The 13789-nt window shown below is 69.4% G+C and carries 12 protein-coding genes; 10 read left to right on the forward strand and 2 right to left on the reverse strand.

The features are described 5' to 3' along the window. Window positions 1-3 precede the first annotated feature (3 nt). From AC07WJ_RS28475 to AC07WJ_RS28515, 9 genes are all read left to right on the forward strand, one after another. Window positions 4-660 (forward strand): GntR family transcriptional regulator, encoded by a 657-nt coding sequence (locus AC07WJ_RS28475; protein ID WP_494938076.1) that lies wholly within the window; start codon window positions 4-6, stop codon window positions 658-660. Window positions 661-1049: 389 nt separating this feature from the next. Further along, a complete protein-coding gene (locus AC07WJ_RS28480) occupies window positions 1050-1805 on the forward strand; it encodes an ABC transporter ATP-binding protein (protein ID WP_494938077.1) in 756 nt (251 codons plus the stop codon). Then, entirely contained in the window at window positions 1802-2569 is a 768-nt protein-coding gene (locus tag AC07WJ_RS28485; RefSeq protein ID WP_494938078.1) for an ABC transporter ATP-binding protein, read from the forward strand. The genes AC07WJ_RS28480 and AC07WJ_RS28485 overlap by 4 nt, the downstream gene beginning before the upstream one ends. Further along, entirely contained in the window at window positions 2566-3465 is a 900-nt protein-coding gene (locus tag AC07WJ_RS28490) for a branched-chain amino acid ABC transporter permease (RefSeq protein ID WP_494938079.1), read from the forward strand. The genes AC07WJ_RS28485 and AC07WJ_RS28490 overlap by 4 nt, the downstream gene beginning before the upstream one ends. Beyond that, window positions 3462-4439, forward strand: coding sequence for a branched-chain amino acid ABC transporter permease (locus AC07WJ_RS28495; RefSeq protein ID WP_494938080.1), 978 nt, complete (start codon window positions 3462-3464; stop codon window positions 4437-4439). Before AC07WJ_RS28490 ends, AC07WJ_RS28495 begins: the two co-directional genes overlap by 4 nt. After that, window positions 4436-5719 carry an ABC transporter substrate-binding protein gene (locus tag AC07WJ_RS28500; protein WP_494938081.1) on the forward strand — a complete coding sequence of 428 codons (1284 nt, stop codon included), beginning with the start codon at window positions 4436-4438 and terminating at the stop codon, window positions 5717-5719. The genes AC07WJ_RS28495 and AC07WJ_RS28500 overlap by 4 nt, the downstream gene beginning before the upstream one ends. 13 nt (window positions 5720-5732) lie before the next feature. Further along, complete coding sequence (locus tag AC07WJ_RS28505) at window positions 5733-6785, forward strand: aldo/keto reductase (RefSeq protein WP_494938082.1); 1053 nt, start codon at window positions 5733-5735, stop codon at window positions 6783-6785. A 17-nt stretch (window positions 6786-6802) separates the two neighbouring features. Beyond that, window positions 6803-7150 (forward strand): TIGR04076 family protein, encoded by a 348-nt coding sequence (locus AC07WJ_RS28510; RefSeq protein WP_494938083.1) that lies wholly within the window; start codon window positions 6803-6805, stop codon window positions 7148-7150. 30 nt (window positions 7151-7180) lie between these two features. Continuing rightward, entirely contained in the window at window positions 7181-10573 is a 3393-nt protein-coding gene (locus tag AC07WJ_RS28515; RefSeq protein WP_494938084.1) for a molybdopterin-dependent oxidoreductase, read from the forward strand. Between the two features lie 90 nt (window positions 10574-10663). On the opposite strand, the gene AC07WJ_RS28520 is transcribed toward AC07WJ_RS28515, so the two are convergent. Continuing rightward, on the reverse strand, window positions 10664-11398 hold the full coding sequence (locus AC07WJ_RS28520; protein WP_494938085.1) for an aspartate dehydrogenase domain-containing protein: 735 nt from the start codon (window positions 11396-11398) through the stop codon (window positions 10664-10666). A gap of 45 nt (window positions 11399-11443) precedes the next feature. After that, window positions 11444-12418 (reverse strand): threonine ammonia-lyase, encoded by a 975-nt coding sequence (locus tag AC07WJ_RS28525; protein WP_494938086.1) that lies wholly within the window; start codon window positions 12416-12418, stop codon window positions 11444-11446. Window positions 12419-12554: 136 nt separating this feature from the next. On the opposite strand from AC07WJ_RS28525, the gene AC07WJ_RS28530 reads away from it, so the two are divergent. Further along, entirely contained in the window at window positions 12555-13757 is a 1203-nt protein-coding gene (locus tag AC07WJ_RS28530) for an MGDG synthase family glycosyltransferase (RefSeq protein ID WP_494938087.1), read from the forward strand. Window positions 13758-13789: the final 32 nt, after the last annotated feature.

The following is a 13789-nucleotide window of genomic DNA, read 5'->3' on the forward strand; positions in this document are numbered from 1 at the left end:
ACGGTGCGTGCGCAGGTCCACGCGCAGTTGCGCCGGCTGGTCATGCTCGGTCGCTTCCGGCCCGGCCAGGCCCTGAAACTGAACGACCTGGCCAATGCGCTGGGCACCAGCCTGCAGCCGGTGCGCGAGGCGGTGCGCCAGCTGGTCTCCGAAAAGGCCCTCGAAGCCCTGCCCAATCGCAGCGCCCGGGTGCCGCGCGCCGATCATGCCAGGCTCGACGATCTGCAGCGCGTCCGCTTCGCCATCGAGGGGCTGGCCGCCGAGCTCGCGGTTGCCAGTGCCACTGCCGGGGACATCGCCAGGCTGGACGCCATCGTCGAGGCCGAGGTCCGCGAGCTGACGACCTCGGGCGTCGAGGCTTCGGTGGCACAGAACCTCGAATTTCATTTCGCGCTCTATCGCATGTCGGGGTCGGCCACGCTGCCGCCGATCATCGAGAGCCTTTGGCTGCAATTCGGGCCGCATATGCGGCAGGCCGCGGACGCCTTCTATACCGCCGACGACCGGGCGACCGACCATCACCGGGCGATCATCGCCGCATTGAAACAGCGGGACGTCACCGCCGTGCGCGCGGCGATCGAACGCGACATCGGCCGCTCCTTCGACATCGTCCGGTCGCTGCTCGACAAGGCATCCACGGCCAAGCCGCGCCGCGCCTAGGGTGTGATCGGTTTTCGTGTTGGAGCGCCGCGTCGCGAATAGCCGCCCTTCGAGGCCCGCAAGAACTCGTGGCCCGGGATAAAGATCGTAGCCATTTGCAGCGGCGTCGCGTGCGGCATCTCTCGATGGCCTCGATCCTGGGCGCCCCGGCCTTGGCACCGCGCCATGGCGGCACCGGGTCGGCCCCTCCCCTTCGAGACCCACACATATTCCACGCGAAACTTGCACTGGAAAGGTTCAACAATAAGCTTGTGTGACGCCGAGAACCGGACCAATCTTTGATCAAAGATTTCCATGAGCCAGGGATGACGACGTGCGGTGGCAGCAGCGCCATAGACCGGCAAGGCTATCTTGCCTCGGGATGACCGGCGACCGGGTGGGCGCGCGACATGCTTGAGGTCCGTGACGTCGCCGTCACCTTCGGGGCCTTGAAGGCCGTCGACGGCGTGTCGCTGAATTTCGCCGCCGATGCCATCACCGCGCTGATCGGGCCGAACGGCGCCGGCAAGACCACGCTGTTCAATCTGCTCGCCGGCACGCTGAAACCCCAGGCCGGCGAAATCCGGCTGGCCGGCCAACGGGTCGACGGGCTGCCGGCGCACGCCATGTTCCATCGGGGCCTCGCCCGCACCTTCCAGATCCCCAGGCCCTTCGGCGAATTGAGCGTCCTGGAAAACCTGATGGTGGTGCCCGACGACCGGCCCGGCGAACGTTTCTACGACAACTGGATCGTGCCCGGCCGGGTCCGCAGGCGCGAGCAGGCCTTGCGCGAGCGTGCCCGCGAACTGCTCGATTTCGTTACGCTCGCGCCGCTCGCCGATCAGCCGGCCCGCGTTCTCTCCGGCGGCCAGCAGAAGCTGCTGGAACTCGCCCGCGTCCTGATGGGCAACCCGAAGATGATCCTGCTCGACGAGCCGGCGGCCGGTGTCAATCCGGCGCTGCTGCAGGTGATCGTCGAGCGCATCCAGGACATTCACCGGCGCGGCATCGGCTTCGTCATCATCGAGCACAATATCGATCTGGTGACCCGCATCTGCGATCCCGTCGTGGTGATGGCCCAGGGCCGTGTGCTCACCATGGGCGATGCGGCAACGGTGCGCTCCGATCCACGCGTCATCGACGCCTATCTCGGCGATGCGCCATGACTTCGCAGCCCCCCCGATCCGAGACCAGCGCGTCTCAGGCCGCACCGGCCCTCAGCGTCGAAGCCCTGTCCGCCGGCTATCACCGCGACCTGCCGATCGTGCGCGGCGCGGCGCTGTCGGTGGCGGCAGGCGACGTGGTGGCGCTGCTCGGCCCGAACGGCGCCGGCAAATCGACGCTGATGAAGGCGATCGCCGGGCTCGTCGGCATCTTTTCCGGCCAGGTCACGCTATCGGGCGTTTCGGTCGCCGGCGTCGCGGCGGAGGACCTCGCCGCGGCCGGGCTCGGTTATGTGCCGCAATTGCAGAACGTCTTCACCGGCCTGACCGTCGACGAGAACCTACGCGCCGGCGCCCACCGGCTGCGCGGTGCCCTGGCCCGCGAACGGATCGGCGAGGCCTATCACCGTTTTCCCGACCTGGTTCAGCGCCGCCGCGCCTATGGCGGCGAATTGTCCGGCGGCCAGCGCCAGATGCTGGCGATCGCCCGCGCATTGATCATGCACCCGCGCGTGCTGCTGCTGGACGAGCCGAGCGCCGGCCTGTCGCCGAAAATCACCACCGAGATCTTCGCAGCGGTGCGCGCCATCGCCGCCGAGGGCGTCGCCGTGCTGATGGTCGAGCAGAACGTCAAGGCCGGCCTTGCCGCCGCCGACCGCGGCATCGTGCTGGTCGAAGGCCGGGTCGCCATGGAGGGACCCGCGAAGGCGCTGGCAGACGATCCCGACCTGCGCACGGTCTTCATGGGTGGGAGGGTTGCCGCGTGATCGCCCAGCTCGTCGTCGACGGCATCATGACCGGGGCCATCCTGTCGCTCGGCGCGATCGGCATCACGCTCGGCCTCGCCATTCTGCGCTTCGCCAATTTCGCCTATGCCGAACTGCTGACGGTCGGCGCCTATGCGACGCTCGCCGTCGTGCTCGCCATGGGGGGCACCGGCGTGCCGATCGACCCCTTCTCCTTCGGCGCCTATATCGGCCTCGCGCTGCTGATCTCGCTTGGCGTCACCGGGCTCGCCGCGCTCGTCGGCGATGCCCTGGTCTTCGCGCCGCTGCGCCGCCGCAGCGCCGGACCGCTGGTGCTGATCTTCGCCTCCTTCGGGCTGGCGCTGGTGGTGCGCAACCTGGTGCTGCTGATCTTCGGCCCGCAGCCGGAATATTATTCACGCGAATTGCAGATGGCGATCCTGCTGCCCGGCGACATCAGGCTGATGCCCGACCAGGTGGTGGTGCTGGCCGCAGCCGTCCTTGCGCTCGGCGCGCTCTGGTGGGTGCTCAACCATACCCGCCACGGCCTCGCCATGCGGGCGGTCGCGGAAAACCCCGCTTTGGCCCAGACCTGCGCCATCAGCCCAAAGGTGGCGATCCGCGTCACCTGGCTGATCACCGGCGTGCTCGGCGCGCTCGGCGGCACGCTGTTCGGCCTCACCGTGCAATTGCGCCCCGAGATGGGGGCGAACCTGCTCTTGCCGCTGTTCACCGCCGCCGTCCTCGGCGGCGTCGGCAGCATTCCCGGCGCGGTCGTCGGCGGCCTGTTCGTCGGCATCGCCGAGAACCTCTCCACCCTGGTGCTGCCCACCGCCTACAAGGCCATCGTGCCGTTCCTGATCATGCTCGCCTGTTTCTTCATCCGCCCGCAGGGCCTGTTCGGGCAAAGCCGATGACCGGATTGCTCTCCTATTTCATCTTCTTCGCGACCGTCGCCTCGATCTTCGCCATCGCCACCCTCGGCCTCAACCTGCAATGGGGCCAGTGCGGCCAGTTCAATGCCGGTGTCGTCGGCTTCATCGCGGTGGGAGCCTATACCCAGGCGATCCTGACCGTGCCGGCCAACCCGGAATTCGTCAGCGGCATCCAGTTGCCCTTCCCGCTGGCACTCCTCGCCAGCATGGCGGCGACCGTGCTGATCGCCGTCATTATCGGGCTGGCGACGATCCGGCTGCGCACCGACTACCTGGCGCTGGCGACCTTCGGCATCGCCGCGACCATCCAGCTGCTGCTGATGAACCTCGATCCCGTCACCGGCGGCGGCCGCGGCATGCCGGGCGTGCCCCGGCCCTTCGCCTCCCTGCCGCCGCTCGGTTTCGCCGCCATCTATCTCGGTATCGCCGGCGGCGCCATGATCCTGTCCTATGTCGCGCTGGAACGCCTGGTGCGCTCGCCGTGGGGCCGGGTGCTGCGCGCCATTCGCGACGACGAGACCGCGGCCGCCTCGCTCGGCAAGTCGGTCGAAGGTTTCCGGCTGACCGCCTTCGTCATCGGCGCGGCCTTCATGGGGCTCTCCGGCGCGCTCTATGCCTCTTTCATCGGCTATGTCAGTCCCTTCGACTTCCTGCCGATCATGACCTTCCAGGTCTGGGCCATGCTGATCGTCGGCGGCAGCGGCAGCAATCGCGGCGCCATTGTCGGCGCCTTCCTGGTCTGGGCGCTGTGGAGCCTGTCCGGCGTCACGGTCGTGTCGTTCCTGCCGACCCGCCTGCAGACCCAGGGCGGCGCCATTCAGGCGATCATGATCGGCACGCTTCTGATCGCCACCCTGATCCTCCGGCCCAATGGCCTGATCGGCTCGGACCAGCGCCCCGGCGCGCTCACCCGCCTGAAACTTCGCAGCCTGAAACAAAACGGGAGACGGACATGACAACAAGACTAGCACTCGCCCTGTCCGCCTTGGTCTTCGCAGGCCTTGCCGCGGGGCCGGCCCAGGCGCAGGCCCCGGCTTCTGCCGCCGCCTGCCCGGTCAGGATCGGCGCGATCATCCCGCTGACCGGCCCGCAGGGGCCGATCGGCAAGCCGATCGCCGATACCGCGCAGCTCGCCATCGAGCACGTCAATGCCGCCGGCGGCATCAAGGGCTGCCCGGTCGAACTGATCCTGCGCGACGATACCGGCCAGCCGACCGTCGGCCTGGAAGCCGCGCGCTTCCTGGTCGACGTCCAGAAGGTGCCGGCGATCGTCGGCGTGGTCGGCAGCGGCATCGCGCTGCCGATCGTCTCCTCGGTGACGACCGCGGCGCGTATCCCGCTCGTCTCCTGCTGCGCGGTGACGCCGACGCTCACCACCATGGCCGAGCAGGGCAAGACCGATGGCTATTTCTTCCGCACCATTCCGACCTCGCGGGTCATGGGCGTCGCCCATGCGGTGGCGGCGACCGACCGCGGCTACAAGAAGGTCGCGGTCATCTATGTGAACAATGATTTCGGCCTGACCCTCCAGAACGACTTCAAGAGGTCGTTCGAGGCCATGGGCGGCACCGTCGCCGGCGCCTTCGCCTATAACGAGAACCAGCCGTCCTATCGCGCCGAGGTCAACCAGGCCCTGGCGCTGAAGCCCGACGCGCTGGTACTGCTGGCGTTGTCGCAGGACGGCGCCACCATCGCCCGCGAATGGATCTCGCTCGGCGGGCCGCAGACGATGATCCTGCACAACACGCTGCGCTCGGACGATTTCATCAAGGCGGTCGGCGAACGCTTCCTCGGCCGCGCCGCCGGCATCGACAACGCCCAGGTCGCCGGCGCCTCGGTCGATGCCTTCAACGCCGCTTATCAGGCCAAATTCGGCCGTCCGCCGGTCGGGCCCGGCCTGCACACGGTCTATGATTCCGTCGTCGTCACCGCGCTCGCCATGCAGGCGGCGGCCACCCTCGACGGCACCGCCATCCGCGACCAGATGCGCCAGGTCACCGATCCCGCCGGCACCGAGGTGGTGCCCGGCGTCGACGGCATCCGCCACGCGCTCGAGCTTTTGAAGGCCGGCACCCGCATCCGTTATGTCGGCGCCACCGGGCCGTTCCAGTTCGACAAGAACGGCGACGTCTCCGGCCCGGCGCTGATCTGGAAGATCGAAGGCGGCAAGCTGGTCACCGAGCGGGTCATCACGCTCGACGAGATGGCCGCCTTCTTCAAGCGTATCGGTTTTTGAGTGGAGTGATCCGGTGACCGCGGAACGTATCGAACTGGCGCCAGGCTATGAGGTCTCGCGCATCACCAAGGGCAATTGGCAATTGGCCGAGCGCCATGGCGACGCGGTCGAGAAGGACCAGGCCCTTGACGACATGCGGCGCTTCGTCGAGGCGGGTTTCACCAATTTCGACTGCGCCGACCACTATGTCGGCGTCGAGGAGCTGATCGGCGCCTTCCGCAGGCGCCATCCCGATCTCGCCAAGGTGCTGACGGTCCAGACCAAGGTCGTGCCGGACCGCGACCTGCTGCCGGTGCTGAAATATGCCGATATCGCATTCCTGGTCGACCGGGCGCTCGACCGCCTCGGCGTCGAGCGGCTGGATCTCGTCCAGTTCCACTGGTGGGATTACGACGTGCCTGGTTATGTCGAGGCCATGGGCTGGCTCAAGGACATGCAGGCCAAGGGCAAGATCTGGCAGGTCGGCACCACCAATTTCGACTGCCCGCGGCTGGAGGAAATCGTCGCCAGCGGCGTGACGGTGGCCAGCAACCAGCTGCAATATTCCGTGCTCGACCACCGGCCCGAACACGGCATGGCGGCGCTTGCCGAGAAACACGGCATGGCACTGCAATGCTACGGCGTGATATCAGGCGGCTTCCTGTCGGAGCGCTGGCTCGGCGCCGCCGAGCCGGAGCCGCCGATGGCCAACCGGTCGCTGGTCAAATACCGGCTGATCATCGACGAGTTCGGCTCCTGGTCGCTGTTCCAGGAGATGCTGCGTACGCTGGCCGCCATCGGCGCCAAGCATGGCGTCAGTCTGTCGGCGGTTGCGACCCGTTATGTCCTGGACAAGCCGCAGGTGGCCACCGCCATCGTCGGCGCGCGCACCGCAGCCCATCTCGCCGATCTCGTCGCCGTGGCCGCCCTGAAGCTCGACGCCGCCGACAAGGCGGCGATCGCGGCGGTGACCGCCAAGGCGGCCGGACCGGAAGGCGATTGCTACAGCCTCGAGCGCGTGCCGGGCGGACGCCATACCAGCATCATGTGGACCAACCAGAACACCAAGGGGGTCGGTGCCCGCTGACGGCGCCGCGTGCAACCATGAGCGACGATGCCTTCGAGCTCTTCGACCTCAAGGTGGAGGTCGTCCACCGCGACCCGGCGCGGCCGATGGTCTGCCGCCACAAGGAGGGCGACCATTTCTTCCTGCGCGGCGGGGTCATGGAGTTTCCCCCCGACCGTCCGACCTTCGGTTACTACGCCATGTTGGCCGTGTTGCCCTTCCTGATGGCCAAGCAGCGGCCGACCCAGCGCTGCGACTGGATGTCGACGGATGCCGATATCGGCTGCACCGATCCCAATTGCGGCGCAGCCTTCCGCATCACCCGGCTGGAGTCCAAGACCTACCGGCACAGCGAATATACCAAGGTACCGCTCGATCCGGTGTAGACTGATGCGTCACAGGAACGGCCGCGGCCCATGGCAATCGAGATCCCCGGCTATTGCACGCTTTGCCGCTCGCGCTGCGGCACGCTCAACACCGTCGAAAACGGCCGGCTGATCAAGGTCGCGCCGTTGCCCGGCCATCCGACCGGGCGCGCCGTCTGCGCCAAGGGACGGGCGGCGCCGGAACTCGCCCATTCCTCGCGCCGCCTCACCCAGCCGCTGAAGCGCACCACGCCGAAGGGCTCGGCCGATCCCGGCTGGCAGCCAATTTCCTGGGAGGAGGCGCTGGATGAGATCGCCGCGCGCCTCGGCGATATCAGGCAGCGCCACGGCGCCGAGGCGGTCGCCTTCGCCCTGACCTCACCGAGCGCGACCCCGATGGTCGACAGCGTCGAATGGGTCGAGCGCTTCATTCAGCTGTTCGGCAGCCCGAATGTCTGCAACGCCACCGAGATCTGCAACTGGCAGAAGGACGTCGCCCACGGCTTCACCTTCGGCACCGTGCTGCCGCTGCCGGACTACGCCCATACCGACCTGATCATTCTCTGGGGCCACAATCCCTCCAGCGTCTGGCTGGCGCAGGCCGGCGAGCTCGCCGAGGCGCAACGCCGCGGCGCCCGGCTGGCGGTCATCGATCCGCGCCGGACCGGCCATGCCGGCCAGGCCGATCATTGGCTGGCGGTGCGCCCCGGCACCGACGCCGCGCTGGCGCTGGGGCTCGCCCACCGGCTGATCGCCGCTGGCCGCTTCGACCGGGATTTCGTCCGGGCCTGGACCAATGGGCCGCTGCTGGTGCGCGCCGACAATGGGCGTTTCCTCCGGATGCGCGACATCGATCCGCAGGCCGGCAACGGCGACGACTTTGCCGCCTTCGACGAGGCCGAGGGCCGGGTCGTGGCCTATGACCGCCGGCGCGATCCGGAAGCGGCCTGGGCCAAGGACCTGGCGCTGACCGGCACCTTCGAAGCGGCCGGCATCACCGGCCGGCCCGCCTTCGACCTCTATGCCGCGCGCTGCGCCGACTATCCGGTCGAACGGGTCGCCGCGATCACCGGGGTCGATGCCGGCACGATCGTCGCCCTCGCCGATGCGATCGCCCAGGCGAAGGCCGTCTCGCATTTCGCCTGGACCGGCATCGGCCAGCACGCCAACTCGACCCAGACCTCGCGTGCCATGGCGACACTCTACGCGCTGACCGGCTGCTTCGACGCCAAGGGCGGCAATGTCGTGCCCACCCCGCTCGCCGCCCATCCGATCAGCCAGCCCGCGCTGCTGTCCGAGAGCCAGCGCCTGAAGGCGCTCGGCGCCAGGGAACGGCCGATCGGGCCGGCGGCGCTCGGCATGGTCACCGCGCGCGAGCTCTACACCGCGATCCTCGACGCCAAGCCCTATCGGGTGCGTGCGCTGATGACCTTCGGCACCAATATGCTGCTGTCGCGCGGCGACGCCATGATGGGCCGCAAGGCCTTGCAGGCGCTCGACTTCGCCGTCCATTGCGACCTCTTCGACAATCCGACCGCGCAGCAGGCCGACATTCTCCTGCCGGTCGGCAGCCCCTGGGAGCGCGAGGGCCTGAAGCTCGGCTTCGACGTGACCCAGGCGGCGCAGGAACTCGTCCAGCTCCGCCCGGCCATGATCCCGCGCGTCGGCCAATCCCGGTCCGATGCCGAGATCGTCTGCGATCTCGCCCAGAGGCTCGGTTTCGCCGATCGGATGTTCGGGGGCGATATCGAAGCGGGCTGGCGCCACCGCCTCGCCCCGCTCGGCCTGACCCTCGACGCCCTGCGCGCCCATCCCGCCGGCATCCGCCGGCCGCTCGAAACCCGCTATCGCAAGTATGCCGAAAACGGTCCGCAGGGCATCCGCGGCTTCGCCACCGAAACCGGCCGGGTCGAACTCTATTCGGAGCTGATGCTGCGCCATGGCCAGGCGCCGCTTCCGGCTTTCGAGGATCATGCCGACGCACCGCTCGCCGCCGGCAACCAGCGGCCCTTCATCCTGACCTGCGCCAAGAGCCCCTATTATTGCCATAGCCAGCATCGCCAGGCGGCATCGCTGCGCCGGCGCGCCCGTGAGCCCATGGTCACCCTCGCCGGCAGCATTGCCGATGCCAGGACCATCGCCGAAGGCACCTGGGTCGAGGTCTCGACCCGTGCGGGCAAGGCCCGTTTCAAGGCGACGATCGACCGGTCGCTCGCCCGCGACGTCGCGGTTGCCGATTTCGGCTGGTGGCGCGCGCTGCCCGATCTCGGCCTGCCCGGCTACGATCCCTTCTCGGACGAAGGCAGCAATTTCAACCGGCTGATCGATGCCGACCATGCCGATCCGGTGAGCGGCGCGCCCTCGCTCAAATCCTTTGCCTGCGACATCCGGCCGGTCGCGACCACTGGGGTCTCGCCCTGGCGCGGCCGGCGCCGCTTGCGCGTCGCGGCGCGGCGGCAGGCGGCCGGCGGCATCGTCGAACTGGAGCTGTCGGGCGAGGACGGCGGCCCGCTGCCGCCGTTCCGGCCTGGCCAGCACCTGCCCGTGTCGCTCGACATTCCCGGCAGCGGCCCGGTCGAGCGGTCCTATTCGCTCTGCGGCGACAGCCGGATCGAGGGCGCCGGGCACTATCGGATCGCCATCAAGCCGATCGCCGGCGACGGCCAGGCCGGGCTGTTCTCGTCCTTCTCGGCCGCCTCGCTCGGCCCAGGAAGCCGGATCGACACGCGCATGCCGGCCGGCGACTTCGTCATTCCTGAAGCCGCCGATTTTCCGGTCGTCCTGATCGCCGCCGGCATCGGCATCACGCCGTTTCTCGGCTATCTCCATGCGCTCCGACGCGCGCCGTCACCACCGCGGGTGACACTCCATTACGGCAGCCGGAATGCCGCCTGCCATGCCTTCGGCACGGAGATCGCAAGCCTGGCGGCAGCCCTGCCCTCGCTCGATCTGGTCACCCATTTCAGCCGGCCGGATGCGGACGACATCTGTGATGCCGTCGGCCGGATCGACGCCGAAAGTATCGGCCAGGACCTGATCGACGGGCGCGCCCGCTTCTACCTCTGCGGGCCGGAAGCGATGATCGCCGACATCACCCGGGGCCTGATCCGGCGCGGCGTGCCGGCCTTCGAGATCTTCAGCGAGGCCTTCGTGTCGCCACCGCGCCGCGACCCGGCCTCCGGCGAGGCCAGCCGTTTCGCCGTGACCTTCGCCAGATCAGGGCGCATCGCGATCTGGTCGCCCGAGCGCGGCGACCTCCTCCGGTTTTCCGAAGAACTCGGTCTGTCGCCGCCTTCGGGCTGCCGGGTCGGCCAGTGCGAGAGCTGCGCGCTCACCGTGCTCGACGGCGTGGTGACCCACCTGGTGCCGGCCAGCGGGCTCGACGCGCGCCAGTGCCTGTCCTGCCAGGCGGTGCCGGCCTCCGACCTGGTGCTCGACGCGTGAAGTCGATCGGTTGAGGGTCTGATCGCGCCCGGTTGAGCTGCCTTGCACGGAGGACGGCCAACCTGGATGCAGGGCACTTCAGCCCAAGAACTACCCCGCCCAGATCGTCGCGGTCTCCCGCTCCAGGGCGGCGATGATGCAGGCGGCGACCGGGTGCATGCGCTTGGCCGGATCGGGCTCGATCTCGGCCGTCGCCGAGAACCGGCCGAAGCGGCTGTCGATCGAAAGCCCGAGGACATGGGCGCCGCCTGGTCCCGGATCGTCGAGCCTGACCGACGCGCGCGCGACGCCCGGGCCGGCCAGCGCCGCGGCGACCGCGATATTGATCTCGTTGGGATAGCGCCGCACCGCCTCGTCCAGCCGGCCGGCGAAGACCTCGCCCGCGATCCCGGCCATGCCCGGGCGCGAGGCGGAAACCTGTAGCCGCGCGTCCGGGTCGACCGAGGCGGCCGCGACGCCGTCGAGGCCGCCGAGCGCCCCCGGCAGGAGCCGCAGCCGGTGCCCATGGCCACGGCCGGCGGCTTCGAGGCCGGCGAAAAGGCCGGGATCGGCGAGCGCGCTGGCGCTGACCGTCCAGACATCGGCCGAAGCCAGCGCCCGCGCGCCGTGGCGGCGCAAGGCCTCAGGACCGGCCGCTTCGATGATCAGATCGGCGGGTTCGGCGAAGAAGCGCTCGGGATCGGCCGTCGCCTCGGGCTCCGCCGCCCGGTTCGCATCGCGGACCAGGCACAGGCCGAGGCGCCATGCCGGAGCGCTCCTGAGATAGGCGAGCACCGGACGCCCGATGCGGCCGGCCCCGATCACGTTGATGCGTCTGGCTGCCATCGGCAGGTTTCAAGAGACCGGCGAACGGCGCATCTCGCCCTCGCCTCACGCCACCAGTTTGGCGAACAGCGCCGGATCGACATTGCCGCCGGATACGACGGCCGCGACCACCTGGCCGCGCACGTCCAGCCGCCCGGACAGGAGCGCCGCCAGCGGCACCGCGCCCGAGGGCTCGACCACCAGCTTCAGCTCGCGGAAAGCGAAATTGACCGCCCGCTTGACCTCGTCTTCGGACACCGTGACGCCGCCGGCGACATGCGGCTGGTTGACCGCAAACGTCAGTTCGCCCGGCGTCTGCGCCAGCAGCCCGTCGCACAGCGACCCGCCGAGCCTGACATTGGCGACCCGCTTGCCGGCCTCGAAGGAGCGTGCGTGGTCGTCGAAATCCTCGGGCTCGACGCTGTAGAGCTTCGCCTTGGGCGCCCGCTCATGCACCGCCAGCGCCACGCCGGCCAGAAGCCCGCCCCCCGAGCAGCAGACCAGCACGGTGTCCGGCAAGAGGCCTTGCGCGGTCAGCTCCTCGATGATCTCGCGCCCGACCGTGCCTTGGCCCGCCATGATGTAGAAATCGTCGTAAGGGGGCACCAGGGTCGCGCCGCGCCGGGCGGCGAGGTCCTGGGCGATCGCCACCCGGTCTTCCCGCTCGCGATCATAGAGCACGATCTCGGCGCCGGCCGCCGCGGTTCGCTCGCGCTTCAGCGCCGGGCTGTCCTTGGGCATGACGATGACCGCCGGCATGCCCAGCAGCTGCGCCGCGGTCGCGACCCCTTGCGCGTGATTGCCGGAGGACATGGCGACCACGCCGGCCTTGCGTTCCTGATCGGTCAGCCGGGCCAGCCGGTTATAGGCGCCGCGGAACTTGAACGAGCCCGTGCGCTGCAGCGGCTCGGCCTTCAGGAACACCCGGGCCCCCGTCAGGGCGTCGAGCTCGGGCAAGGTCAGGAGCGGCGTGCGGCGGGCAACCGGCGCGATCAGGCGCGCGGCATCGGCGACATCGGCTGCGGTCGGCAGGGCGGGCATGGCGGCTCTCCGGATTGGGTTGCCTCCATATGAGGCCCGTTGGCCTGAAGCCGCAAGGGCCCGGCAGCGGAGAACCGGTCCTGTCGGCCTCGCCATGGCGCACGGTCCAGGTTAGAAGCGGGCTCGGAGGCCCCACGTGCTGCACACCGATCCGACACCCGCGCCTGCCCGTGAAGGCCTTGTCATGACCACGCCGCCGCTCAAGATCCTGATTCTGATGAGCCGCACCGGCGGCGGCCATCTCGCCAGCGCGCGCGCCCTGGAGACCGAATTCGTCCGCCAGAACCCGCAGGCCCGCGTCACCATTGTCGATCTCCTGACCGACCATATCAGCTTCCCGTTCAGCCGCCTGCCGCGCACTTATGACACCCTGGTCAACCGGGCGCCCCGCCTGTGGCGCGCCATGTGGAGCGTCACCGCGCGGCCCGCGGTCGGCGGCTCCTCCTCGGCCCTGGTCCGGCGGATGTCGCGCGGCAAGATCGAGCGCCTGATCCGCGAGGCCGCCCCGGACCTGGTCGTTTCCGTCCACCCGCTGGTCAACGACCTGGTCATTCCGGTGCTGGCGCGGCTGGCGCCGGCCACTCCTTACGTCACCGTCGTCACCGATCTCGGCGGCATTCATCCGCTCTGGCTGCACCCGGCCAATGCCGCGATCTACCTGCCCACCGCCAAGGCGGTCGAGACCGCCATCGCCTGCGGCCTGCCGAAGCACCGGCTGCACGCCCATGGCCTGCCGATCCGCGCCGAATTCGCCGCGGCGCCGCCCGACCGCGCCGAGGCGCGCCGCGCCTTCGGGCTGGACCCCGCCTTGCCCGCCGTGCTGGTCATGGGCGGCGGCGGCGGCATCGGCCCGATCGAGGCGATCGTCGACGCCATGGCCGAGACGCTCGCCGGCTCCGGCGGCGCGCCACCGGCGCAGGTCGTGGTGATCGCCGGCAAGAACGCCAGGCTGCAGGCGCGTCTGGCCGACCGGCCCTGGCCGGTGCCGGTGGTGCCGCTCGGCTTCGTCGAGCGCATGTCCGACCTGATGCACGCCTGCGATCTGCTGATCACCAAGGCTGGCCCCGGCACCATTGCCGAAGCCAGCGTCCGCGGCCTGCCCATGCTGATCTACGGTTTCATTCCCGGCCAGGAAGCCGCCAATGTCGACCATGTCGTCGAAGCCGGCGCCGGCCTGTTCGAACCGGATCCGGCAAGGCTCGCGGCCGTGGTCGCCGCCTTGCTGGTGACCGACCGCGCCCGGCTCGCCGCCATGGCCGCCAAGGCGCGGGCGCTCGGCCGCGACCGGGCGACCCACGATATCGTCGCATCGATCCTGGCGGATCTGCCCAAAGCTTGAGCAAAGCCGGCGGCGCAACGCGCTTTGGCGCA

This window comes from Phreatobacter sp. GW821-FHT04C01 (assembly GCF_059420385.1).

Excerpts from the sequence above, each read along its gene's own strand:
- AC07WJ_RS28500 (WP_494938081.1), top strand. The coding sequence starts at position 4,436 with ATGACAACAAGACTAGCACTCGCCCTGTCCGCCTTGGTCTTCGCAGGC.
- AC07WJ_RS28480 (WP_494938077.1), top strand. The coding sequence starts at position 1,050 with ATGCTTGAGGTCCGTGACGTCGCCGTCACCTTCGGGGCCTTGAAGGCC.
- AC07WJ_RS28520 (WP_494938085.1), bottom strand. The coding sequence starts at position 11,398 with ATGGCAGCCAGACGCATCAACGTGATCGGGGCCGGCCGCATCGGGCGT.
- AC07WJ_RS28525 (WP_494938086.1), bottom strand. The coding sequence starts at position 12,418 with ATGCCCGCCCTGCCGACCGCAGCCGATGTCGCCGATGCCGCGCGCCTG.
- AC07WJ_RS28510 (WP_494938083.1), top strand. The coding sequence starts at position 6,803 with ATGAGCGACGATGCCTTCGAGCTCTTCGACCTCAAGGTGGAGGTCGTC.
- AC07WJ_RS28515 (WP_494938084.1), top strand. The coding sequence starts at position 7,181 with ATGGCAATCGAGATCCCCGGCTATTGCACGCTTTGCCGCTCGCGCTGC.
- AC07WJ_RS28495 (WP_494938080.1), top strand. The coding sequence starts at position 3,462 with ATGACCGGATTGCTCTCCTATTTCATCTTCTTCGCGACCGTCGCCTCG.
- AC07WJ_RS28485 (WP_494938078.1), top strand. The coding sequence starts at position 1,802 with ATGACTTCGCAGCCCCCCCGATCCGAGACCAGCGCGTCTCAGGCCGCA.